Origin of the sequence: Paraburkholderia sp. GAS206C, assembly GCF_050435645.1 — a bacterium.
In the GTDB taxonomy this organism is placed as follows: domain Bacteria; phylum Pseudomonadota; class Gammaproteobacteria; order Burkholderiales; family Burkholderiaceae; genus Paraburkholderia; species Paraburkholderia phenazinium_B.
This window is the reverse complement of sequence record NZ_JBNDKR010000003.1, coordinates 103797-126763: the sequence shown is the minus strand read 5'-3', so window position 1 is coordinate 126763 and position 22967 is coordinate 103797. Positions and strand designations below refer to the sequence as shown.

General features: G+C 60.3%; 21 protein-coding genes and 1 pseudogene. 8 read left to right on the top strand and 14 right to left on the bottom strand.

Annotation, left to right across the window (positions count from 1 at the left end; translation table 11 throughout):
• The first annotated feature begins 318 nt into the window (after positions 1–318).
• Together P3T20_RS08875 and P3T20_RS08870 are read left to right on the top strand one after the other, a co-directional pair.
• Positions 319–1248, top strand: coding sequence for a hypothetical protein (locus P3T20_RS08875; RefSeq protein ID WP_111935849.1), 930 nt, complete (start codon positions 319–321; stop codon positions 1246–1248).
• 104 nt (positions 1249–1352) lie between these two features.
• Positions 1353–1601: a hypothetical protein gene (locus P3T20_RS08870; protein ID WP_111935848.1), complete on the top strand. Its 249-nt coding sequence runs from the start codon at positions 1353–1355 to the stop codon at positions 1599–1601.
• A 363-nt stretch (positions 1602–1964) separates the two neighbouring features.
• On the opposite strand, the gene P3T20_RS08865 is transcribed toward P3T20_RS08870, so the two are convergent.
• Together P3T20_RS08865 and P3T20_RS08860 are read right to left on the bottom strand one after the other, a co-directional pair.
• Positions 1965–2489, bottom strand: a complete 525-nt coding sequence (locus P3T20_RS08865) for a hypothetical protein (protein ID WP_429286726.1) — start codon at positions 2487–2489, stop codon at positions 1965–1967.
• A 157-nt stretch (positions 2490–2646) separates the two neighbouring features.
• The gene (locus tag P3T20_RS08860; RefSeq protein ID WP_429286725.1) at positions 2647–3084 is read right to left on the bottom strand and encodes a hypothetical protein; all 438 of its coding nucleotides are present in this window, start codon (positions 3082–3084) and stop codon (positions 2647–2649) included.
• A gap of 111 nt (positions 3085–3195) precedes the next feature.
• Between P3T20_RS08860 and P3T20_RS08855 the strand changes: the two genes are divergently transcribed.
• From P3T20_RS08855 to P3T20_RS08845, 3 genes are all read left to right on the top strand, one after another.
• Positions 3196–3363: a hypothetical protein gene (locus tag P3T20_RS08855; RefSeq protein WP_429286972.1), complete on the top strand. Its 168-nt coding sequence runs from the start codon at positions 3196–3198 to the stop codon at positions 3361–3363.
• Positions 3364–3836: 473 nt separating this feature from the next.
• Entirely contained in the window at positions 3837–4088 is a 252-nt protein-coding gene (locus tag P3T20_RS08850) for a helix-turn-helix domain-containing protein (protein ID WP_429286724.1), read from the top strand.
• 190 nt (positions 4089–4278) lie between these two features.
• On the top strand, positions 4279–5019 hold the full coding sequence (locus P3T20_RS08845; RefSeq protein ID WP_429286723.1) for an HNH endonuclease: 741 nt from the start codon (positions 4279–4281) through the stop codon (positions 5017–5019).
• Between the two features lie 16 nt (positions 5020–5035).
• Here the strand turns inward: P3T20_RS08845 and P3T20_RS08840 are convergent, their stop codons facing one another.
• The 3 genes from P3T20_RS08840 to P3T20_RS08830 all read right to left on the bottom strand — a co-directional run bounded on the left by P3T20_RS08840 (position 5036) and on the right by P3T20_RS08830 (position 8752).
• Positions 5036–5515, bottom strand: coding sequence for a hypothetical protein (locus P3T20_RS08840; RefSeq protein ID WP_429286722.1), 480 nt, complete (start codon positions 5513–5515; stop codon positions 5036–5038).
• Between the two features lie 478 nt (positions 5516–5993).
• Positions 5994–6521, bottom strand: a complete 528-nt coding sequence (locus tag P3T20_RS08835; protein ID WP_429286721.1) for a hypothetical protein — start codon at positions 6519–6521, stop codon at positions 5994–5996.
• A 119-nt stretch (positions 6522–6640) separates the two neighbouring features.
• On the bottom strand, positions 6641–8752 hold the full coding sequence (locus tag P3T20_RS08830) for an AAA family ATPase (protein ID WP_429286720.1): 2112 nt from the start codon (positions 8750–8752) through the stop codon (positions 6641–6643).
• Between the two features lie 411 nt (positions 8753–9163).
• Between P3T20_RS08830 and P3T20_RS08825 the strand changes: the two are divergent.
• Positions 9164–10501: pseudogene (locus P3T20_RS08825) on the top strand (YifB family Mg chelatase-like AAA ATPase); the annotation flags it as partial.
• Between the two features lie 342 nt (positions 10502–10843).
• On the opposite strand, the gene P3T20_RS08820 reads toward P3T20_RS08825, so the two are convergent.
• Positions 10844–11365, bottom strand: a complete 522-nt coding sequence (locus tag P3T20_RS08820; protein ID WP_429286971.1) for a hypothetical protein — start codon at positions 11363–11365, stop codon at positions 10844–10846.
• Positions 11366–11650: 285 nt separating this feature from the next.
• Here P3T20_RS08820 and P3T20_RS08815 point away from each other — a divergent pair, with 285 nt between their 5' ends.
• Positions 11651–12184, top strand: coding sequence for a peroxiredoxin family protein (locus P3T20_RS08815; protein ID WP_074263240.1), 534 nt, complete (start codon positions 11651–11653; stop codon positions 12182–12184).
• Positions 12185–12293: 109 nt separating this feature from the next.
• On the opposite strand, the gene P3T20_RS08810 is transcribed toward P3T20_RS08815, so the two are convergent.
• The 3 genes from P3T20_RS08810 to P3T20_RS08800 form a co-directional block, all read right to left on the bottom strand.
• On the bottom strand, positions 12294–13646 hold the full coding sequence (locus P3T20_RS08810; protein ID WP_429286719.1) for a sigma-54-dependent transcriptional regulator: 1353 nt from the start codon (positions 13644–13646) through the stop codon (positions 12294–12296).
• Between the two features lie 48 nt (positions 13647–13694).
• A complete protein-coding gene (locus tag P3T20_RS08805) occupies positions 13695–15626 on the bottom strand; it encodes a sensor histidine kinase (protein ID WP_429286718.1) in 1932 nt (643 codons plus the stop codon).
• Positions 15627–15716: 90 nt separating this feature from the next.
• Positions 15717–17006: a dicarboxylate/amino acid:cation symporter gene (locus P3T20_RS08800; RefSeq protein WP_429286717.1), complete on the bottom strand. Its 1290-nt coding sequence runs from the start codon at positions 17004–17006 to the stop codon at positions 15717–15719.
• 407 nt (positions 17007–17413) lie between these two features.
• Here P3T20_RS08800 and P3T20_RS08795 point away from each other — a divergent pair, with 407 nt between their 5' ends.
• A complete protein-coding gene (locus P3T20_RS08795; protein ID WP_429286716.1) occupies positions 17414–18295 on the top strand; it encodes a LysR family transcriptional regulator in 882 nt (293 codons plus the stop codon).
• Here P3T20_RS08795 and P3T20_RS08790 read toward each other — a convergent pair.
• The 5 genes from P3T20_RS08790 to P3T20_RS08770 all read right to left on the bottom strand — a co-directional run bounded on the left by P3T20_RS08790 (position 18268) and on the right by P3T20_RS08770 (position 22895).
• Complete coding sequence (locus P3T20_RS08790; RefSeq protein WP_429286715.1) at positions 18268–18729, bottom strand: TerB family tellurite resistance protein; 462 nt, start codon at positions 18727–18729, stop codon at positions 18268–18270. The two genes, P3T20_RS08795 and P3T20_RS08790, sit on opposite strands and share 28 nt — an antisense overlap.
• Before the next feature lie 161 nt (positions 18730–18890).
• Positions 18891–19961, bottom strand: coding sequence for an ABC transporter ATP-binding protein (locus P3T20_RS08785; RefSeq protein WP_429286714.1), 1071 nt, complete (start codon positions 19959–19961; stop codon positions 18891–18893).
• Between the two features lie 19 nt (positions 19962–19980).
• Entirely contained in the window at positions 19981–20784 is an 804-nt protein-coding gene (locus tag P3T20_RS08780; RefSeq protein WP_429286713.1) for an ABC transporter permease, read from the bottom strand.
• On the bottom strand, positions 20781–21713 hold the full coding sequence (locus P3T20_RS08775; RefSeq protein ID WP_074263233.1) for an ABC transporter permease: 933 nt from the start codon (positions 21711–21713) through the stop codon (positions 20781–20783). Before P3T20_RS08775 ends, P3T20_RS08780 begins: the two co-directional genes overlap by 4 nt.
• Positions 21714–21782: 69 nt before the next feature.
• Positions 21783–22895, bottom strand: a complete 1113-nt coding sequence (locus tag P3T20_RS08770; RefSeq protein WP_429286712.1) for an ABC transporter substrate-binding protein — start codon at positions 22893–22895, stop codon at positions 21783–21785.
• Positions 22896–22967: the final 72 nt, after the last annotated feature.

Sequence of the window (22967 nt, the reverse complement as noted above, 5' to 3'; positions counted from 1 at the left end):
CCGTGCGCTGTTACAGTACCTGTACCCTGAGTAGACCACACAGTACGACTTCGACGTTGAAGAACACGCCTTGGCTGCCGTTCCAGATGAAGCGTAGTCGGACAAGGTGTAACGTTGTCAGTTTCGACTGCACAGTGGTGTCAGCAATTATTAGTATGATGCTGAGCGGTCTGAGTAGGCGCCTCATGCTTAATGCATGAGGCGCCAGTGGGCCAATACCGTCCATTTGACATTGTCGGTTCGGTCGTTGGCAACCCGACGTGTAACCGAGCCTAACGGAAAATGCACGCCTAGTTTTATAAGAATTGCGCGAGAGCCATGACGCCATCCGAAGAGACGCCACACAATCTGATTCACGCCGAGGACGGCCCGATTCTGCACGCCAAAGCGCTGCAGGATCGCCTTCAACCGTTCACGGTTCCGTTTTTCAGGTTCCGCAGAGACGCTCCAGAACCTTTCGACAATGGTTCGGGTGTGCTGCTCAAAATAGGTCCGTTCCACTTCATACTCACTGCTGGGCATTGCGTGGCTGGAGACTACGATTCTTTGGCGCTAGGTGTACGCAATCACCATCACCGATTCTTTATTGAACCCGCTCACCGTAACTATGTGTGTACTAGGAAGCGTGGCGATTTTGGATACTTTCAGATTTCGCCAGATTTGGTCGGGACGATCGCCGCCGGAAATCGTAACTTTTTGTCCGAACGATCCGTCGAAGTCCTATCTGTGTCCGAACATGACGCGTCACGGGACTTTCTCGCACTTGCTGGATACCCCCTAAGCTTCATGGAATACGAGGGCGGCACCGGAGCTAAGTTTCTGGTGTATTCGACGACGATGGCAGGAGGAGAGCACGCGCCGGACAGTACCTTAGTCGTCGCTGAGTTCGAAGAGCGTCGCGAGATTCACGCATGGATTCCGCAGCAAAATAATATAGATGCTCTAGCGGACGATCGCCCTCCTGTAGCATCCATTCCCAGACTTCACGGTGCAAGCGGCGCAGGTTGGTGGAGTACCCACATGAACCGCGCCGAGTGGCAGGCGTCTGAAGTGAAACTTATCGGCACACATATCGGTATGGGCCCCGACGCAACAGAGACTGAAGACGGACTACGGCACAGGTTCGCGAGGGTGTCGCTGATAGGTAATCACTTGGCGCTTATTGCCAAGGATTATCCTGTGTTGCGTCAGCATATCCTCGATTTTTGGCCGGCTGTTGACTCATACGGAGAGCACTTGCCGGCTTAATGCGGGATAGCGAGGAATCGATGCTATACACGAAGGAATACACACTTCATGCGGTGCTCCGTGCGCCCCGAACGTCGGCCGGTTAGCCGACCGAGAGAGGATATATGACAAAAATCTACGGCATCGTGGTTGATGCCAACACAACGTTCGATGCTTTCAACAAGAAAACGTTTGACCTCAAGCGCGCCGACGCAGACGTCATTGCAATCATTTCGATTGCACCTGATGACGCGAGCCAAATGCCCGATTTTGCGAAATGGAAAAGGTCTGCCTACGCGAAGAAAGAGGCACAGGTGCTCCAAGTCGTCAACCTCCAGGATCCCGCACTTGGCGGGATTAGTATCGTAGGTTGAAGATCTGTCTGCATGCAGACAGATACCCATAGTTGGTCTTGCCAAAGTCTCGAAAGCCGCGCAGTTGGCGGCTTTTTCCGCACGAGGCTGTGTGAAAACGCACACCGAAGGCCCAAGTCGAAAAACTCGACCCTTCAAATGGCCGTGTATTGGCTTCGCGGCAGTCTGGGAAGGGTAAAGCGACACCCGAAAACCGAGTACTTTCGCGTTTTCACACAGCCTCGGCCGAACTGAGCCGGACGATCAGACATCGACTGCCCGACCAAGTCCAGACTTCTACACGTTATTTTCGACGCGATGCACGGTCATGGTTCGCGCCCTCGGGGAAACGCTGCCGCTGTTCCGTCCTGCGGCCGTCGAGACTTACGGGAGATCAGGAACCCGCCCGTCGAGCCAGTCCGACCAGTCCCACACATAGATGCAGTCGCCGCCGCCATCTGTGTTGAACAATGGCAACGACCACATCCGCCACCACTCCCGCAGTTCTTCCTGCAAGGGCTGCGGCACGTCCGCGATCCGCACGGCGTATGGCTTGCCTGCATCCTCGATCACAGGCACAACTCGCTGCAGAACCTCAAGGTCCCCCGGGGTCAGAGGGGTGTGCAGGCCCAGCGCAAAACGCAGCCGCCGTCGTTCCCATGCGGGCCGCAGAAGCCGGTGAGGCCCGAACGCGTCAGTGCTCCAGCCGCGCTTCGCCACCAGCGTCCGCCGGGCGCCTGCGGGCAGATCCAGAACATGCTGCACCTCGTAGCGTTCTACAGCACTCGCCAGTGCCAGCAGCCGGTCGTCCTCCGGCGTGCCGGGCGCCGGTTCAAGTCCAAGCAGATCAAGGAGTGCCTGTCGGGCTTCGCGATACTCACGGCCATTCTGAATGAGTCGCACGGTCATGGTTCACCCCCGGGAAAAATGCTGCGAGTAGCGGCCCGCCGGCCGTCTGCTGTTCATTGCCACCTCGACGTACCGCGGACCCGTTCCGCAGAGTCCGAGCCATACGCGAGATCGCAATCCTGTTGGTCGCGCGTGCTGGCAAGGGCCAGTTGACGATTCACCATGTCGCCTCGCGGTCGCCCAGAAATTCCTCTCGCGCAACAGCGATCACCCGCGTCGGATCGTCAATGAATATCTCCGCCGGCGCCTGGTCATCGAGCAACGCATGAGGCGAATATAGCCAAAACGTCCGTCTCCAGCCTCCACCATCGTCTTCGCTCGGCAGGACGGCGAGAAGTCCGGCAACGTCCTTCCGTATGGCGCCTGAGCGGTGGAACTGGAAGTCAGGGTAAAGGAAGCAATGCCGAGGCGCAGACCACACCCCCAGCAGGTCACCGCTCACTTGCGCCTGGATCGCGTACGTTGCGGCTTCCGGACCCGGCTCCATGCCGGCCAGTTCGGCAACGCGATGATCGTCAGGCCACCGCTTCTCAAGCAGTTCGTCACGGAACGAGGTCGCCGCCAAGGTGCCATGCAATTCATTCTTCGTTACCACTGCATGGCCCTCCAAACGTCTAGGCTGCGCTCATGACGTACGCCCTTTCCCCCATCGAGTCCGGGTTCGCCACGACAAAAAATACCGTGGACATCTGAACGCTAATTTCACATCAAAGTTCAGGCCTCACTTGACGACAGGCGTCCCAACATACCGCATGACGACGTGATGGCCCACATGGCACGCTGCCCTTGGCTCCAGGCTATCGCTTTGACGACCACTCAACTTTCAATTGGTGATCGGAACTCGCACGAGGCTGCCATGGGAGGCAAGGAGTAACGGTGCCGTCTGTGGTCACATATGAAAACCAGGTCACGCCGTCTTCGCAATAGCTCCTGATGTCGGCAATCGCATTCATGACACAACGCTCGTCCCCCTTTGGTCGTGTCTGAAATGCGTAAACGCGACTGCGCCCGGCTTCGAGTTGCGCAACCACTTCGAGAACGTCCTCGACCTTTGTCACAAGGTAAGTGCCCACGGGTAGTTGATCGTCCTCGATGTCCTCGGGGGTATGCTGAATCAAGAAGCAAGGGGATTCGCCGGAGACCGCCACGCATCGGAAGGCGTTGTAGGGGCTGACTAGTTGTCTGCGTACGGGATTCTTTTCTTCCCAGGTCGTCTGAGTCAAAAGCATGGGTGTGCTGGGTGTCTACCATGAGCACGAGTGCAAAACGGCTCGCATCTGGTACCTTCAATGAAAATGCTAATTTTAGTATGTAGAACCATAGTATGCAACGACGGATATTCGATGAATGTCCGTTGCCCCCACACAGTGCCGCCTGGTTGCCATCTTCGCCGCTAACGTTCGACGAAGACGCGTCGAGTTGGATCTCTCGCAAGAAGCCCTTGCAGAGAGGGCCGGCGTCCATCGTACGTATGTTGGGATGTTGGAGCGCAGTGAGAAGAACGTGACGATCTATAACATCGAGCGTATCGCTGACGCTCTGGGGGTAGAGCCAGCATCGCTATTGCAGGATCACAAAAAATCAGCGCGCCGAGTGTAAGCGGCAACGACGGCAACTCATCGACGGGTTTGGGAAAACATCAACTTCCGCACGAGCTTGGCTTGCACGGCGTGGTTCCACGCACCGAAGTTCGAACGTTTCGCAGAAGTCTGCAGACTGGATTGCCGACTCACCACCTCATGAAGGCGGCTCTGGCGAATGAGCGCGAGAACCGGCGAGTAAAGACATCTTGCCGTCGAGAATGACGAACGAACAAATCAATGCGGCCTTTGACGTCGCCAGGCGCGCCTATCACGGCGAACTGACGGCTTCGGTTGGCGCAAACCAGCTTGCCCGTGAGCATGGCCTCAACATCAACAGCGCAACGGCGCTCATCCGCGATTACCGGCACCTGCGCAAAGGCGAATGCTACCGGCGAACGCTGAGCACACCTGCAGCCGATGTATTCCTCCACCGGATATTCACGGAGGACGGTGCCGACGCCCTCGCGCCCGCTATTACTGCGGTCTGGGCGCACATCGACTATTACGAGCGCACACGTGAGACCACGGTTCACGCCCTGCGTGACGTGGTAGCCCGTCACGAAGCGCAGCTACGTGCACGCGGGGCAAGCGCGACGCTCGCTCAGACTCGCGAGCGATTCGAGCGCGAGATCGCTTCGGCCCGGTCAGATACGCCGGAAGCGCGGCGCCAGCGTTTGGCCCTCGCGCCGAGGAAGCCAGCCACGATCACGGTAACGACCGAAGTGTTCGTGCGCAACGCTGATGTCGTCGTGGAAGTGCTGGGCCGGGCGGGCGGCAAATGCGAGATCTGCCATGACAATGCCCCCTTTCTGCGCCGTGATGGCAGCCCCTATCTGGAAGTCCACCATGTTGTACAACTCGCAGACGGAGGCGAGGACACAACCGAGAATGCCGTCGCGGTCTGCCCGAACTGCCATCGCCAAGCGCACTACGGCGCCCCCAAGTAGTAATCCGGCCAGCACGCTAGTCATCAAGCTCGAACCTGTGCTGCTTCAGCTTGAAGTCCGGGTGATAAAGTGCAACGAGTCCTTCAACGAAGGTTCTGCAATCCGCAATCACGGCGTCGGCTTCTTCGACGTTGCAGAATTCACCCGAGTGGGCCACGGCGTTGCGCCTGTTGTTGATCCGCTCCATGACGGTAAACAGGGGGGCCAGTTTCCTTGCCTTGGGAGTGCCTTTGTACAGGGGCTTCAGCAGACGGCTCACCTTCCCCTGAAGGCCGTTGGCCCAAACGAGCATGGAGCCGACAAAGTCTGCATCGAACTTGCTGCGTGCCTCAAATTCATTGCGGATAGCCAGATTGGCAGCGATTTCAGATGCGGTGGCGGCCCGCATGACGACTGCGGACCATTCCTCGCGATGATGCAATCCCGATAGTTTACGCCACTGCTTTTCGAGTTTTTCAAGATCATCGAGATCCTTGTATGGCCTCTTTGTTGCCATTTTCTGCTCGTCATTTCCAATAGAGGGTTGTGTACCATCCGCCGCTACGCGGCGAGCGCGTCGGCAAATTCATCCCAAAACGCAATTGCCGCACGACCATATTCGTGAAGATCGTCGAGCGTCAGATACAGATCGCCGACTTCTAGCGAGTCTGAAAGGGGATGTCTCCGTGCCGCAAGAAATCGACAAATCCATCGTTGACCTCGACCGCCTGCTGATCCCCCATTGGCGGATGCTCAATCCATATCACCAAAGCCAGACCTATTTGCCCTGGCTGCTTCGGCAGCGACCTTTGCCATCGAATCCTCGCTTCGTCAATTCGACTTTTTTGATTCACGTGAAAGCTGATCAAGGGCATTTCGATTCACCTCCAACGAAAACACAGGGGGTTGATAGCTTTGGGAGGACCATCCCATGCGCAGCGATTTGCTATCTCAGAGGCTACGGCCTGCGCCCCGGACCACCGCTCACCGAAGAATCAATTTTCGCGATAGCAAATCCCGCCGAGGATGAGCATAAAAACTGCCATAAACGTGCGCCAATGAAACACCGAATCACCATACCTCTCCGGGTTCCCGGAAACCAGCAAAGCCACCGTCGCCGCCGAGCAATGCGCCAGGCTGGATGACACTTCGTCAGTCATCTTGTCGGCGAACCGGGCGAACGCTTGCTCGAATTTGACGGGACGGCTCATGTTCATGAGATGGCAAAGCTTAATGCAACAGTAAAGAACGGCAGCGAAACTCAATGCGCAGGAGAGAGCTGCGAAACCGATCAGAAAGAACGGCGTGAGATCGACTGGTTGGCTCGCGCCAACACTTCCGACGAGGAAGAACGGCGAGTTGAACCTGCGGCCAAACCAACCGAAGACGTCAACGAACGCTTGGACTCGCAATAACGCGGCTATGACCGCCCAAATCACGAAGACCTGTGGCACTCTGTTCTTCGCAAACCCCCACAGGCGCGAGAACGAAAAACTCTTTTGCGCGACGACACGCCAGTCCACGATCGTCCACTCGTCGCTTTTTTTCCCGTATTTTCCATCGGCGATTTCTTATCGCTAGTGTTTAAAACTCGCTCATAACCAATTGCACTTCGCCGTGGCCGAATACAACGCAGCGACGGTCATTTCCCATCCAGCAGCGCGTTCAGCGTCACGAAGAGTTTCTCGGCTCGATCCAGAACGGCGTCTGTATCGGCATCTTCGAAATCGAGGAATGCAGGATTTCGGATAAGCCAATCGGCTGGCGCGAAATGGTCGAATTCGTCAACATCAGCCGGCAACACCCGAAACGCCGCTTCCGCTTGCTTGACTACGCGCTGGGTATCAGACGCAGCATTCCGGAGCCGCTCCGCGTTGAGTGTATTCCCGTTCTTCAATTCAAACGATTCGTTCAAGAGCTCTGCATATTTTTCGTGCGGAAACAGATCTTCGATATCGCTCTCTTCCCTGCCCGTAAACTCCGCAATGGTGAACACCTGATCGGCTTTCAGCAGTTGGTGTTTTCGAAGCCTTTCGACTTTCGCCTTATCCCCTTCCGCCACATCACACACGACTGCCATATTCAACCGACTCGCCCCGAAGAGCGAGGCAAACGATGCGATCTTATCGATGCCACCGCCTGGGCACATCGTCCACCTTGGGGAAAGCCCCTTGCGTTTGCGGCGGACCAAGGCTGACGACAGCGCTTGCAGATACAAGATGTCCGATGGTCCCTCAACCAACAATGTGTTCTTTCCGACGAACAAACTTTGTGTGAGGTCGTAGCCCAAAGCGCCTTGCAGTGGAAAAAGAGTGTCCTTGCCGACGAGGAGAACGTCATCTCTAACCTTGGTGCCTTCGACCTTGATTCGCCGTCTATCGTCATATTTGACGACATCTTCGACGATCAAAACATCGTCGAGTCGATCGCTTGGCACCATGAACGGAGAATGGGTTGTGAAAATAACTTGATGATCGGGCAACAAACGCTCTTCGATATAATGAAGAAGGTCTGCTTGCGCCCGCCCATGCAGCGTAAGGCCGGGCTCGTCCAGAAGAATGATCGCGTTGCCGGCGGTCTTCACGAGTTGCTTGAACTGCGCAAGAAACGAAAAGAACCACACAAATCCAGCGCTGCGCTCGGACAGGGGCACGCTCGCTCGATGATGCTGGTTGGTGATCCAAGCCTTTGCGATGTTGCCTGAGTTCATCGGCGGCTTGTCCTCCGGCAAGCCGGCCACGATGTCGATCTTCACCGCGAGCGCGTCATTCTGCGACCAAAACTCAAATATTTCGTCGGAGATCTTGTTTGACGCGCCTTCGCACTTGGCTTTCAGATCCTCAAGCTTTTTCGACGCCAGCAGCTCCTCAACCGAGGTTCCGGCGTAAGCCAAGAAATCAAGAAAAATGCGATCGGACGGTTCCAACGTGCCCGCTTGCTTGGCGGCATTCAGTGCATTGATCGAGACCTCGCCAGCCATTCGATTGAAATGCGACGTCATAAAAAACTTGGGAACTCGCTCTTCAAGGATGCTGATGACACGCTGAGCAAAGTCCTGCCCTGGAATAGCCAACAGTTCCGTACGAAGGGCTTGCAATCGCGGGGACTGCTGGGCTTGCGCGGCAATAGCCTCTGCCGCAGTTTTTGCGTCCTTGGCGTCTTTCAAAACCGCCCGTTCCACGGCTTCGAGCTCATGTTTCTGGATCAAAAAATCCAACGAAGCCGAATGATCGATCGAGACACGCCATTCTTTGTCGGCATAGCCAATCCCCTTCTCTATGTGGACCTCCGTCTCGGTTAGGGCGGCAGCTCCTAAGACTTCGGAAATTGCGGCAACCTCATCCGCCTCCACCTCCCAGCTTGTCTGGATCACCACTGAACGCCCGTCGCGATGACGTTCGTCGAAGTCGCTGACAAAGCGCCTCGGGTAGTCGCGCGTCTTGTTGAATTCAAACGGCTCATAGGGGTGCAGGCCATAGAGGGCTGTGATCAGCGCCGTCTTCCCCGCTTCATTCTTGCCGACTAGACAAGTCAAATCGCCGATTTTGAACTCTCCGCTATCCTCGACGGATCGGAAGTTGGTCACCTTCGCTCTTTTAAGTTTCATGGCTTCTCGAATTCGTTGGTTTGGAGAAGGGGCCGCGATGCGGCGTAGCGATGCAGAATCAACCGTCTTTGACTGACGGGACGGTTCGCTGCTTCGACAGGTGCATGAAGCAACAACAAAGCTGTGCGCGTCCGCCAAGTCGATCACGCACGGAGCCCTCCGTTTTTGTCTGCTGAGTATAGCCTCGCACGTTCTCGCCGAGCGCAAGCCAGTCGCCGGACGAACCCTGGATGCATCCCTCGTCATTTGCCAGATCTGATCCCGGCGCGTCGCCCCCATCCGACACGCCCGGCGGAAATCGGGTCGCGAGAGCCACAGCGATTAGATTCCCTGCAGACTTTCAAGCTGCCGCACGTTGCACGGTCGCGGTCAAGCCCGCACACACGACGGGTGCGCCGTCTACGTCCCACACGGTCAACAAGCCCTCAGCAGCAGACCTTTTTTAAAAGTTAGCTAAATATTTGTAACAGCTCGGGCCGGCGTTTCGCATTATGGAATAATGCGTAAAGCCAAGCCACGACACCGCTCTTTTTGACGAATTTCGATCCTGTCTGGAAAACCGTCAATCTCGCGCCAGCCGACCTGCCGAAGGAATCTGGCCGCTTCGACTTACCTATTGCACTGGGTATCCTCGCCGCGAGTGGGCAGATTCCGGCGGAATCGCTGATGCATCGGGAATTCGCAGGCGAGTTGTCGCTGACAGGCGCACTGCGTCCCATGCGCGGGGCCTTTGCGATGGCATGTGGAACCGCGCGAAGCAACGCGCAGCAGGTGGCAGCCGAACTCTATCTGCCGGCGGCAAGCGCTGCGGAGGCCGCCCTGGTGCCGGGCGTCAATGTCTACGGCGCCGCCGATCTGCCCTCGCTATGCGCGCATCTGGCTGGGGTCCCGGACAGCCGGCTCACACCAGTCGCCGCGGCTGCACTCGACACGGCCCCTGTCGTGCCGCCCGCCGATATGGCCGACGTGATCGGCCAGCGCGCCGCGCGTCGGGCGCTCGAAGTCGCCGCGGCGGGTGGTCATCATGTTCTGATGGTCGGGCCGCCGGGGGCCGGCAAGTCGATGCTGGCGGCACGCCTGCCGAGCCTGCTGCCGCCGATGACCGACGACGAAGCGCTCACCTCTGCTGCGCTGCTGTCCGCGAGCATGTCGGGTTTTTCACCGGCGCAATGGCGGCAGCGGCCGTTCCGGGCGCCGCATCACTCGTCGAGCGCAGCGGCGCTGGTGGGCGGGCGCAATCCGCCGCAGCCAGGTGAAATCACGCTGGCGCATCTCGGTGTGCTGTTTCTCGACGAAATTCCGGAATTCGACCGCCACGTGCTGGAGACGTTGCGCGAACCGCTCGAAGCCGGACGCATCACCATTTCGAGGGCGGCATTGCAGGCCGATTTCCCGGCAGCCTGCCAGCTGATCGCCGCGATGAATCCCTGTCCGTGCGGCTGGCGCGGCGATCCGAACGGACGCTGCCGCTGCACGCCGGAAATCGCCGCGCGCTATTTGCGCAAACTTTCGGGGCCGTTGCTGGACCGCATCGACATCCAGATCGAGTTACCCGCGCTCACGCCAGCCGAACTCGCCGCGCGTTCGAGCAACACCAACGAGCCAAGCGTAGCCATTGCCGCGCGGGTAGGCGAAGCTCGCGCCCGGCAACTGGCCCGTCAGGGCAAAACCAACCGCGAACTGAGCGGCCGCGAAGTCGACGAGGTCTGTCGGCCGGACGCAGCCGGCGAAGCGCTGCTGCGCGAAGCGGGCGACCGGTTCGGCTGGTCGGCACGCGCCTATTACCGCGTGCTGAAGGTGGCCCGCACGATTGCAGATCTGGCCGGCGCCGACGCGCCGAGTGGCGCTCAAATTGCAGAAGCCGTCCAATATCGTCGCGCATTCGCCGCTGGATAGAGCAAAAAAATCGCTGTCAAGACTTGACTTATGCACACGAAAGTATTCCTGGCAAATTCGCAGGCAATTGAAAGGTAGGCTTGATGCGCTTTGGAGAGGCCGTTGATTTTATTGGGTTTTTTGGTTGTCCCCGAAGCAGGGAAAAGTGACCGGACGCCCGTGGGACGGGCATCCCGGCCCGCTCCCGCCAAGTTCTCCACAAAGTTATCCACAGGCGCGGCAGGTGATGGAAAAATCCCCATAAAATCCGGCTATTAGCGTCATAACCTGCGAAGGAACTTTCACTGTGTGCATCGATCTACGACACCCTTGCACGCCGCGCGAAGCAGCTAAATGGCGTCTTCAATAAAGCTGGAACGATCGAAAAAACTGGTCGACCTGCTCCTGCGGCAACGGCTGACTGGCGATAATCGCCGCCTGGTAGACATGCCGGCCATGGGCAACGAAGCGCGCGTAGATCGTGCGAGTCTCCTTTTGTTCGCCAGCCTTGCCGCTCAGCGTCATCTCGAGGCCGGGCACCTGACCACCGGCGGCCAGTGGAATCTGCACCGCGTGCGCGGCCGGCGCGGTGCCGACATTGCGGGCCAGTCCGTCGCGCAGGAAGTCGAGCGCCGTGCGCTGCACCTGCGGGTCGTCCGAAGGCAGCATCAGCGTGCCGACCGCGAATACGGCCGACCCGGCCTCGGCGGTCTGCATAGCCATTTTCATCGAAGTGCCAGCCACGTCGATCTGTCGCGCATCGCTGCCCGGCTTGGCCGGCAGGTCGACGGTATAACCGCTATCGTTATTCATGACCGTGCGCCAGTCGTAGGTCGGCGAACAACCGGCCAGCAAGCCGCTTGCGGCGATCACGCAAAGACTCATGCGCAGGATGGCGCGCGTTGCCGCCGTCGCCGGTAAGCCAGAGCGGTGACGCAGCCAGACAACGAAGCTCAAGAGGAAGGCGGAAAAAAGACGCAGGAATGGCAGGCAGAAAGCGGATAGGAACATGACGAAGCTGTCAGGAAGGCTCGAAGCTTAAAACCCCATTATCCGCCGATAGAAGCACCCCCGGCAGGGTGTCGACAGCGCCCTGCCGCCTCGCGGGATTGGGGCTACAATACCGTGGCTACGTTCCGCGCACGCTGCGCGAATCTCGAGGTCCCGTTCATGAGCCCTACCCCGTCTCCTTCCGCATCGAAGCGCACCAGCCCGATCCGCTACATCGCGATGGCGGCTGTCGCGGGTGCGATCGCGATTGCCGGCTATTTCGCCTTCAACGGCCAGCAGCACGTGCCGGATGCGACTTTCACGCTGTTGTCGGGCCAGAAAGTCTCGACGGCCGACCTGAAGGGCAAGGTCTATCTGATCAACTTCTGGGCGACCAACTGCGACACCTGTGTCCAGGAAATGCCGAAGATGGTCGACACGTATAACCGCTTCAAGGGCAAGGGACTCGAATTCGTCGCCGTTGCAATGAACTACGACGCGCCGATGTACGTGGTCAACTACAGCCAGACCCGCCGCCTGCCGTTCAAGGTCGCGATGGACGACGGCTCGGCGGCCAAGCAGTTCGGCAACATCCAGTTGACGCCGACAACCTTCCTGGTCGCCAAGGACGGTACGATTCTCAAGCGCTATGTGGGCGAGCCGCAGTTCGCCGAGCTGGACCAACTGCTCGAAAAGGCGCTGAACGCGGCCTGAAGCAGCAAAGCACGAAAGCACCAGATACAAAACGCGCCGGTAGCGGATTGTCCGCTACCGGCGCGTTGCTTTTGGGGCGCACTCGTTGGGTCCTGTGCGATCCGGGACTTCACCGCTCGCCGTCGCCTTTCACCGCCAGCCCATACCGCTTGATCTTCTCGTAAAGCGTCGCCTTACCCAACTGCAAGCGGTCCGCCGCCACCGCCACCGCGCCGCCGGTCTGCTCCAGCGCCTGCGCAATCACCGCCCGCTCGAACTGCTCGACGCGCTCCTTGAGCGACTGCGAATCCTCCGCCGCATCGACCGACGCCGCTACCGGATCTTCCGCCACTCCGAGCACAAGCCGGTCAGCCGCATTGCGCAACTCCCGCACGTTGCCTGGCCAGTCGCGCTGCATCAGACCCGCGCGCTGACGATCCGTCAGAATCGGCGCAGGGCGCTGATAACGCACCGCGGCGTCGAGCAGGAAATGCTCGAAAAGCGGCACGATGTCCTCGCGACGTTCGGCGAGCGGCGGCAGCGCGATCGTCACGACATTCAGGCGGTACAGCAGGTCGCGCCGGAACGTGCCGGCAGCGACGTGCTCGGTCATATCGCCTTTGGCAGCCGCGACGATGCGGCAATTCACGCGAATCGGCTGGTTCGAGCCGAGCCGCTCGAGCACGCCGTCCTGCAAGACCCGCAGCAATTTGACCTGCAACCCCAACGGCATGCTCTCGATCTCGTCGAGAAACAGCGTGCCGCCCGAAGCGTGCTCGAGTTTGCCGATGCGCCGCTTGGCCGCGCCGGTAAAAGCGCCGGGCTCATAGCCGAACATCTCCGACTCGAACATCGGTTCCGGCAGAGCACCGCAATTGACTGCGAGAAACGGCTTGTCACGCCGTGGCGACAGTTCGTGCAGGCTGCGCGCGATCAGTTCCTTGCCCGCACCGGTATCGCCGTTGATCAGCACCGACGCGTCGGTCGGCGCCACATTCGCGATCAGCCGCCGCACCTGTTCGATCACCGGACTACGGCCGATGATGCGCGGCGCCACCGCGTTCTGCCCCGCCAGCTCACGGCGTAGCGCGTGATTCTCCAGCACCAGCGTGCGGCGTTCCAGCGCGCGCCGCACTGTCTCGATCAGACGCTCGGAGGCAAACGGCTTCTCAATGAAATCGTAGGCGCCGTCGCGCATTGCCTGGACGGCCATGGAGATATCGCCGTGACCGGTGACGAGAATCACCGGCACTTCGGGCGCACGCTCATGGCATTGCGCGAGCAGATCGAGACCGCTCGCGCCGGGCAAGCGGATATCGCTCACGATCACGCCCGGAAAATCCGCGTTGATCGAACGCGCCGCTGATTCGACCGACGCATGTCCAATGACGTCGAACCCGGCGAGCTGCAGGCTCTGCACGCTCGCGCGACGCACCAGTTCGTCGTCCTCGATATACAGCACGGGCAAACTATTGTTGGCCATTGTCCTCACCACCTAAAAGCGTCCAGGCGCATCTGAAGCCGTCTGAATTCAGGACCCCGCAATGAGCGGATCGGTTGCCTGCACACGCGCCCGGCGCAGCGTCAGCACGAACAGCGCGCCGCCGTCCGGCGCGTTGCGGGCCACGAGCGAACCGCCGGCGTCACGCGCAATTGACGAAGAAATCGCGAGGCCGAGTCCCAATCCCTGGCCCATTTCCTTTGTCGTAAAGAACGGCTCGAAGAGGCGCGGCAGGACGTCGTCCGGAATGCCGGGGCCGTTATCGTGGACCGAGATCGATAGCGTCGCCGCGGCAGCTTCGATTTCGATCTCGATGCGAGGGAGCGTTGCGGTGACCGATGGACGCCCGGCCGCGAGATTGCCTTCCCCCAGATCCCCCGTTGCATCCAATGCATTCCCAAGCAGATTGATCAACACCTGCTCAAGCCGCAGGTCATCACAGTTTGCGATGAGTTCCGGATGCTCGTCAGACGGATCGAAGCGGGTCCGCGTCTGGGTCTGCGCGCCCGCCTCGTTCTCGACCACCGTCAAAGTCACGTCCACGCCCTGCAGACGCTTTTGCAGCAGCGCCAGCACATTGCGCAGCGCCCGTGCGAGCGGCGCCCGCGCACTACGCGGCCGTGCCCGTCCCACAAATAGTTTCAACTGATTGGTGATCTTGCCCATGCGCTCGGTGAGCGCCGCGATCGCTTCGAGATTCTCGCGCGCCGAGGCCTGATCGCCGCGCTCGAGCAGCACGCGTGTGTTGTCCGAGAACCCTCGCAATGCAGCAAGCGGCTGATTCAACTCATGCGTAATGCCCGCCGCCATCTGACCGAGCGCAGCCAGCTTGCTCGCCTGGATCAGCTCATCGTGCGCTGCGCGCAACTCCTGTTCGGCGCGCGTGCGCTCGCTCACTTCCTTCTTCAACTGGTCGTTCGCCTGCGACAGGTCCGCCGTTCGCTCCGCTACCCGCTGATTCAACTCCGCATAAGCGCGTTGCAACAACTCGCGGCTGCGCATCATCTCGCGCACACGGGCGCGCCGCATTCTCCAGTAGAACGCGAGCAGGCACAGCGTGATGTAACCGAAGCCCGTGACGATGGCAGCGTTGCGCGCATCGGCATCGACCGGGGCGACGCTCGCCATGGTGATCAATTGCCAGTCGGGCTCGCCTATCGCACGTCGCGAGGCAAGATAGCGCGGCGCATACCGCCCGCCACCCACACGCACGATCTGCGCATCGCCTTCGAGCGTGCGTTCGATTGTCACCGGCAACGGCGGAATCTCCTGCTGCGCGTACTGGCGCGTCTGATAGATCGAATCGGCCACCGCGCCCGACAACGGCCGCACTGTGTGATATTTCCACGCCGGCACCGACGACAGGAAAATCACCCCATGATCGTCAGTGACGATCAGCGGCTCCGCGGCATCCACACCCTGGAACCATTCCAGATTGAGTTTGACGACCGCCACGCCGACGATCTTGCCGTCCCGCCGCACCGGCTGCGAGATGTAGTAGCCCGGATCGTGCGAAATCGTGCCGATGCCGAAGAAGCGGCCTACGCCACCCTTCACCGCATCCACAAAATACGGCCGGAACTGATACCCCGCGCCGACAAAGCTATCGGGCTCGTGCCAGTTGCTAGCCGCAACACACAACCCGTCCGTCTGGATGATGTAGGTTGCCGTGGCCCGGGCGTGGACGTTGAGATCTTCGAGGTAGCGATTGGCACGCTCGACGTTGGGCGCGGTTGGACTCACGAGCACGTCCTGCACGAACGGATGCTCGGCCAGCAGATAAGGGAGTGATTCGTAGCGCTCAAGCGTGCTCTTGAGTGCGTTGGTCGTGCGGTCGACGCGCACGGCAGCGTTGCGCCGCAAAGTGTCGATGCCTCCCCGCCACGTGATGCTCCACGTGAGCCCGCACGCTGCCACGAGCCCGGCGACGAGCGCGAAGAGGATCAGCAGGCGGCGCGTCACGTTAGTGGATTCCGGTCGGTAGGGCACGGTTATTGTGGCATATGCCGACGGTATATCACCTCAACGCCCCGCCCGCCGCGCTGCTCGGGTTCAGGCACCCGCGGTTTCCGTTTCCTTGATCGCAGCCACTTCACCACGCAACACCGCCCGCAGCTTGTTGCGATCCAGTTCCTTCTCCCACGCCGACACCACCACCGTGGCCACGCCATTGCCGACAATATTCGTCAACGCACGGCATTCGCTCATGAAGCGGTCGATACCGAGAATCAGCACCATGCCCGACAGCGGAATGGTCGGCACCACGGCAAGCGTCGCCGCCAGCGTGATGAAGCCGGCGCCCGTCACACCGCTTGCGCCCTTCGATGTCAGCATGGTCACGGCCAGCAAGGTGAGCTGCTGCGTCAGCGTCAGATCGGTGTTGGTCGCCTGGGCAATAAACAGCACGGCCATCGTCATATAGATGTTGGTGCCGTCGAGGTTGAACGAGTAACCGGTCGGCACCACCAGGCCCACCACCGAGCGCGAGCAACCGAGCTTTTCAAGCTTCAGCATCAGTTGCGGCAACGCGGCTTCCGAGGAACTCGTGCCGAGTACGATCAGCATTTCTTCCTTGATGTACGCCACGAAGCGCAGCACGCTGAAGCCGACCATCCGTGCAATCGCGCCGAGCACGACCACCACGAACACGATCGAGGTCAGATAGAACGTGCCGATCAGCTTGAGCATCGGCAGCAGCGAACCGATACCGTATTTGCCGATGGTGAAGGCCATCGCGCCGAACGCGCCGATCGGTGCGAGCTTCGTGATGATGCGCACCACGCCGAACAGCACGCTCGACAGGCTTTCGACCAGATCCGTAACCACCTTGCCACGCTGGCCGAGCGTTGCGAGCACGCTGCCGAACAGCATCGCAATCAGCAGGATCTGCAGGATCTCACCCTGGGCGAACGCATCCGTGATCGTGTTCGGAATGATGTGCATCAGGAAATCGACGGTGCTTTGGCCGTGCGCCTTGGCGGCGTACGAAGCGACTTCCTTGCCGTCGAGCGTCGCAGGATCGACGTTAAAGCCAGCGCCCGGCTTCAGCAGGTGCGTGGCCAGCAGACCGAGCACCAGCGCAAACGACGAAACGATTTCGAAGTACAGCAGCGCCTTGCCGCCGACCCGTCCAACCTTCTTCATATCCTGCATGCCGGCGATGCCGGTCACGACGGTACAGAAGATGATCGGCCCGATCACCATCTTGATCAGCTTGATGAAGGCATCGCCGAACGGCTTCATGTCGATAGCGAGAGCGGGTGAAAAATGGCCGAGGGCAATGCCGACGATGATCGCGGCGATCACCTGGACATAGAGCACTTTATGTAAGGATTTCTTCATGACGATTCCTGCGATGTGGATGAGCCAATGGCCTGCCACGCTGCGCATCATGCGAACGACTAGACGTATCGCCTGTGCACGGCATCGGGCCGCGACAAGACGACGAATTCAGAAATACCGGGAGGGGAAATCGGACATCGTTGTCTCCATGCTTTAGTTGTCGGGCCTGTGCGGCCGCGCTTCTACTTTGCAAGGTCGATGCCAGCTGGATAGCGAGTCTTTCGCTTTGATTTATAAAGGGTTTTTGAAATTCCGGCGAACGGGACGTCCAGCTTTCCGGAAATCTGGACGGCAGGCGTCGGGGATTCCGGACGACGCAGACCCTGGTTCGGACTGCGGCCTCATGAGTTCGAATAACTCAGTGATAAGCTGAAAGACGGATCGTTTTTATCGAACTTACGCCGCCCATGCTGAACTACCGCCATCTTTACTATTTCTGGATCGTCGTAAAGGAAGGTGGCTTCGCGCGTGCGGCCGAGCGCCTCGACATGGCCGTGCAGACCATCAGCGCCCAGGTGCGCGAGCTGGAAAAATCGGTCGGGCGCCAGTTACTGAAACCCGCGGGGCGCGGCGTCGTCATGACGGAGGCCGGTGAGGCGGCCTTCAATCGCGCGGAGCAGATCTTTCAGATCGGCGAGACGCTGCTCGACGAAATGCGCGAAGCGGGTGCCGAGCGCGTTGCACGGCTCGCCGTGGGTCTGTCCGATGGAATTTCAAAGCTCGCCGCGCATGCGCTACTCGCGCCCGTGCTCGACACGCCATCGCTCAGGCTTCTGTGCCACGAGGGTGAACATGCGCAACTGCTGTCGGAACTCGCGTTGCATCGGCTCGATCTGGTGCTGGCATGCCAGCCGGCGCTGCACAACACAGACCTGCGTCTGGTGAGTCAGCGCCTCGTCGGCTCGCCCGTCGACTGGTATGGGCCCACGACAATCGTCCAGAAGGCGTCTCGCGCCAGCTTCCCGCAATGCCTTGCCGATCTGCCCGTGCTCTTGCCCACCGGCCATGGCGCGCTACGCGCACGACTGGACCGCTGGTTCGAGGCGGCGGGAATCCGGCCGCGGATCGCCGGAGAATTCGAAGACAGCGCGTTGATGGCGGTGTTCGCCGCGCGCGGGCTCGGCGTGTTTCCTCTCGCAGAGCTAGGTGCCGGCGATGTGTCCTTGCTGCGCGGACTGCGCCTGCTTGGACGTGCGGACGGCGTGATCGAAGAGATCCACGCCATCCGCTCGCGGCGCGGCCAGCATCATGCGCTCGCTTCTCAGGTGATTGACGCCGTGCGTCCGTGACCACGCAAGACGGCCGGCGTGGCATCGCGGCGAACCGTGACAGCTGCCGGAGTGGTTCCCCAAGCGCCAAGAATGCCCGCCAGCACGGCGATTTCGCCATCGGCAAGATGGTCGTCGGCGGTCGCGACGGCAACGCACAGCCGGATCACCTTGCTGCGCAATGCCGGGTCGTCGATCTCGCCGATCAGCGAGCCAAGCAGGTTCGTGTCGATCTGGCCGACCGCCGGCATGAGGGGCGCGTGGGCGATTGAGTGATCCTCGTACAGCGTCTGCACGATCTGCGCGAATTCGGTCGGCGCGAGGCCGAGCTGCCCGGCGATGTCGAGCTTGTCGAGTGCGCGCTCCTCGGAACTGCAAACGTGCCCGTCGGAGGTTAGCACCAGCGCGACAATGCGCGCGGCTGCCTGAGGACTGTTGCGGGGATAGCTTCGCATGACTGGGCTCCTTTCGCGGACGATGTCCGCAGTGGTGATGAGCCCTAGTCTGCGTCAGACGTTGAATCGGATAAACCTGTTAATCCGGGAGCATTTGTTCGGGAAAGCCGAAGTCTGGCCATACGGGGCACAGCTTCTGCTCAGAGCACACAGCCAGCCCCCTACGCCGCCCCCTCCTCCAGTACCAGCAGGTTCTCGTGCGAAAAACCCAATGCAACCGGCTGACCGCGTTCCGGCAAACGGCGATTCGGATCGTTGAAGACGTCGAGAGAAATCACCGCCTCCTTCACCCGCGTCCTGATCCGCACCACCGCGCCAAGGAAATTCACTTCCTCGACCGTCGCCGCCAAGGTATTGCGTCCGGCCGCCGGCGCTTCCAGCACGATCGCCTCCGGGCGCAGCGCCAGCAGGCGCTTCTTGCCGACGTCGTCCGGTGCAAGCCTTTGCGTGGTCACCAGTTCCTGCCCGTCGACGGCCATCTTGCCGTTCGCCGGATCCACCACATGTCCGGACAGAATATTGAGCGTGCCCACGAACGACGCCACGAATCGCGTACGCGGATAGTTGTAGATCTCCGAGGAGGTTCCGACCTGCTCGACGCGCCCCTCGTTCATCACCACGATGCGATCGGAGATGGACAGCGCCTCCTCCTGATCGTGCGTCACGAAAATCGATGTGATGCCAAGCTCGCGTTGCAGCGCGCGAATGTCCTGCCGCAGCGAGATGCGGATTTTCGCGTCGAGCGCCGATAGCGGTTCGTCGAGCAGCAGAACCTGCGGCTTGCCAGCCAGCGCCCGGGCGAGTGCCACACGCTGCTGCTGACCGCCCGAAAGCTGCCACGGGTAGCGCTCCGCGATATTGGGCAGTTTAATCAGATCCAGCATCTCACCGACGCGCTTGCGAATCTCGTCCTGCGGACGACGCTCCACACGCAGGCTAAAGCCGATGTTGTCGGCAACCGTCATGTTCGGAAACAGCGCGTACGACTGGAACACCATGCCGACCTTACGCTGACGCGTACGCAGATGCGTGACGTCCCGGCCATCGAGACGGATCACGCCGCGCGTCGGGCTTTCGAAGCCTGCGATCATGCGCAGCACCGTCGTCTTGCCGCAGCCCGACGGCCCGAGAAAGGTGATGAACTCGCCTCGCTCGATCTTCATGTCGAAGTGATGCAGCGCGGTGTTCGCCCCGAACGACTTGTGCAGATTTTCGATTTCAAGGAATGCCATGATTCGACGCCTCGATTCTTCAGGGTTTGTGTCCGACCAGCGCGCGGGCCGAGCCGCGCGCCGAGCCAAATACCTGGATCAACCCCATCGACGCCCAGGTGATGACGAACGCGATGATCGCGAGTGCTGACGGCTCATAGGCGCGGTTCGCGCCGATCAGTTGCAGGTAAGGACCGAACGCCGGCCGGTCGAGCAGGCTAGCCAGCGTGAACTCGCCGATCACCACCGCAAAGGTAAGGAACGCCCCGGACAGAATCCCCGAGCGGATATTCGGAAAGATCACCTTGAACAGAATGGTCGGCCAACTGGCGCCGAGACATTCGGCGGCCTCGGTCAAGGAACGCACGTCGACCGCGGCGAGACCTGCGTCGACGGAGCGGTACATGTACGGCAACGCCAGCGTTACGTAGCCGAACACCAGCAGCAGATCTGTGGCGCGCTCGTTGCCGGTCAGCGGCAGGATCGAGCTGCTGTTATAGATACGCAGATAGCCGAACACGATCACGATGGCGGGAATCACCAGCGGCAGCAGCGTGATGAATTCCACCACGGGCCGCAGCTTCGGTAAGCGCAGCCGCACCCAATAGGCCGTCGGCACCACCAGCAGCACGCCAATCACAATCGTCAGGACTGCCATTAACATCGAATAACCAAACGAGGCCTGAAAACGCGGGTCGGATAGCACCACTCTGTAAGCGTCGAAGCTATAGACGCCGCGCCGCATGCGCAGGCTGAATTCGACGGTGGCAGCGAGCGGGATCAGGAAATACAGCGCGCCCACGATCATCGCGGTCCATGCACCTACACGCGATTGACTTTTCATCTGCGGCCCCTTTCGGCTCGCGAACGCAGCCAGATGTAGCCGCCGTTAGACAGCCCCGTCACGAGGATCATCCCCAGCGCGAGTGCATAGCCGAGGTTCTGGTTGTGCAGTACGTCGCCGCGAATCTGTGCGTACAGCAGGATGGTCACGATGTTCAGCGAGCTACCGGTCAACGCATAAGCCGTCGCCACCGCGCCGAACGAATTCGCAAACAGCAGCAGCGTCGCGCCAAGCACGCTCGGCCACAGTACCGGCAGTGCGACATAGCGCCAGTAGTGGAACGAGGTGCCACCGAGGCAGTCGCAGGCTTCGCGCCATTCGCGCTTCAGGCCGTCGAGCGCCGGCGTGACGATCAGCACCATCAACGGAATCTGGAAGTACAGATAGGTCACCGTCAGGCCGGTGAAACTCAGAATGCTGAAACCCGTCGAGTACAGATTGATGCCGACATACTTCTTCAACAGCACCGTGACGAGCCCGACCCGGCCCAATGTGCAGATGAATGCAAACGCAAGCGGCACGCCGGCAAAATTCGAGGCGACGCCGGAGAATGTCATCAGCGTCGGACGAATCCAGCCTGGCAGGCGTCCTTGCACCGCTGCCCACGCCAGTAGCGAGCCGATCACAGCACCACCGATCGCCGACGCGGCGCTCACCTTGAAGCTGATCCAGTAGGCTTCCAGCACGCCCGGCTGGAACAGGTCGCGGAAGTTTGCGAGGGTGAAGTGCCCCTGCGGATCCTGAAACGCGCCTACCATCAGAAAGCCAGTGGGCAGGATCAGAAACAGCAACGCAAAGATGAAGAATGGCGCGACGCCGAGCCAGGTCAGGAACTGGGACGATTCTGCCGGTCCCTTCACGTGGGACGGAGGCGCCGGGGGAACCAGGTGTTCCGGCTGCGCCGACCCGATATCCGATGAAGCGGTCATAGGTCACCCCTGGAGCAATCAGGCTAAAGCGAGGGCCGCGCAAGGCGACCCTCTCAGGCGTTACGGAGCTTACTTGACGTTCGCGCCGACCACTTCATCCCAATGCTTGGTGATCGTGTCCTTGTACGCATCCTGCTGCGACAGCGTCGGGAACACGGCATTCTTGTACGCCGATGCCGGCGGCAATTTGTCGAGCAGCGCCTGCGGCACCTTCTTCGCGGCCACCAGTTGGGTGTAGCGCATCGGGTGGCAATAGCCCGCCAGCCAGCCGATCTGGCCTTCGTCCGAGTACAGGTATTCCATCCACAGCTTTGCTGCGTTCGGATGCGGGGCGTACGCGCTGATCGCCTGCACATAGACGCCCGCTACGACGCCCGTCTTCGGCACGATGACCTGCACCTTCGGGTTGCCCTTGAGCGTGTCGCGGTCAGCCAGCGCGTTGTAGTCCCAGCGCACGACGATCGGCGTCGTACCTTGCGCCAGCGAAGCCGCCTTGCCGATCACCGGTACGAAATTGCCGCTCTTGTTCAGGTCCGCGAAGTACTTCAAACCAGCGTCCGCGGCCTTGGCGGCATCGCCCTTGCCCGAAGCCAGACCGGCAGCGTAGACCGCCTGGATGGCCTGGTTGGCCGAGCGCGGATCGCCTGCGAGCGACACGGCGTTCTTGTAGTCGGACTTGAGCAGATCGCTCCAGTCGGCCGGCGCCTTGTCGATCATGTCGGCGTTCACTTCGAACGACAGCACGCCGTAGTAGTCACCGTACCAATAGCCGTCAGCATCCTTGGCTGAATCCGGAATCTCCTTCCACGTCGACACCTTGTACGGTTGCAGCAGGCCTTCGGTCTTCGCGGTGGGGCCAAAGGACAGGCCCACGTCGATCGTGTCGGGTGCTTGCGGACCCTTGTTGCCCTTATTGGCCTTGATGGCTTCGACTTCATCGCCCGAGCCCGCGTCCGGATTCAGTTCGTTCACCTTGATGCCGTATTTCTTTTCGAAGGCGGCGATCATCGGGCCGTAGCCGCACCAGTCGTGCGGCAACGCGATTACGGTCAGTTGACCTTCCTGTTTGGCGGCGGCAACCAGCGCATCGGGCGGCGCGGCTAACGCGCTGCCTGCACCCGCTGCGGCGACGCCCGCAACCGTTGACATCGAGAGAACTCGGCTTAGCCACGTGCGGTTCATAGTATTCCCCATCCTTTGCCGAAAATTAGTACGTTAGGAAAACTGCATCTGATAGTTGTCTTCGGCGCCCGA

Excerpts from the sequence above, each read along its gene's own strand:
- P3T20_RS08820 (WP_429286971.1), bottom strand. The coding sequence starts at position 11,365 with ATGAGTCTTTGCGTGATCGCCGCAAGCGGCTTGCTGGCCGGTTGTTCG.
- P3T20_RS08875 (WP_111935849.1), top strand. The coding sequence starts at position 319 with ATGACGCCATCCGAAGAGACGCCACACAATCTGATTCACGCCGAGGAC.
- P3T20_RS08840 (WP_429286722.1), bottom strand. The coding sequence starts at position 5,515 with ATGGCAACAAAGAGGCCATACAAGGATCTCGATGATCTTGAAAAACTC.
- P3T20_RS08865 (WP_429286726.1), bottom strand. The coding sequence starts at position 2,489 with ATGACCGTGCGACTCATTCAGAATGGCCGTGAGTATCGCGAAGCCCGA.
- P3T20_RS08790 (WP_429286715.1), bottom strand. The coding sequence starts at position 18,729 with ATGCGAAGCTATCCCCGCAACAGTCCTCAGGCAGCCGCGCGCATTGTC.
- P3T20_RS08870 (WP_111935848.1), top strand. The coding sequence starts at position 1,353 with ATGACAAAAATCTACGGCATCGTGGTTGATGCCAACACAACGTTCGAT.
- P3T20_RS08810 (WP_429286719.1), bottom strand. The coding sequence starts at position 13,646 with ATGGCCAACAATAGTTTGCCCGTGCTGTATATCGAGGACGACGAACTG.
- P3T20_RS08815 (WP_074263240.1), top strand. The coding sequence starts at position 11,651 with ATGAGCCCTACCCCGTCTCCTTCCGCATCGAAGCGCACCAGCCCGATC.
- P3T20_RS08785 (WP_429286714.1), bottom strand. The coding sequence starts at position 19,961 with ATGGCATTCCTTGAAATCGAAAATCTGCACAAGTCGTTCGGGGCGAAC.
- P3T20_RS08795 (WP_429286716.1), top strand. The coding sequence starts at position 17,414 with ATGCTGAACTACCGCCATCTTTACTATTTCTGGATCGTCGTAAAGGAA.
- P3T20_RS08775 (WP_074263233.1), bottom strand. The coding sequence starts at position 21,713 with ATGACCGCTTCATCGGATATCGGGTCGGCGCAGCCGGAACACCTGGTT.
- P3T20_RS08800 (WP_429286717.1), bottom strand. The coding sequence starts at position 17,006 with ATGAAGAAATCCTTACATAAAGTGCTCTATGTCCAGGTGATCGCCGCG.
- P3T20_RS08850 (WP_429286724.1), top strand. The coding sequence starts at position 3,837 with ATGTCCGTTGCCCCCACACAGTGCCGCCTGGTTGCCATCTTCGCCGCT.
- P3T20_RS08770 (WP_429286712.1), bottom strand. The coding sequence starts at position 22,895 with ATGAACCGCACGTGGCTAAGCCGAGTTCTCTCGATGTCAACGGTTGCG.
- P3T20_RS08780 (WP_429286713.1), bottom strand. The coding sequence starts at position 20,784 with ATGAAAAGTCAATCGCGTGTAGGTGCATGGACCGCGATGATCGTGGGC.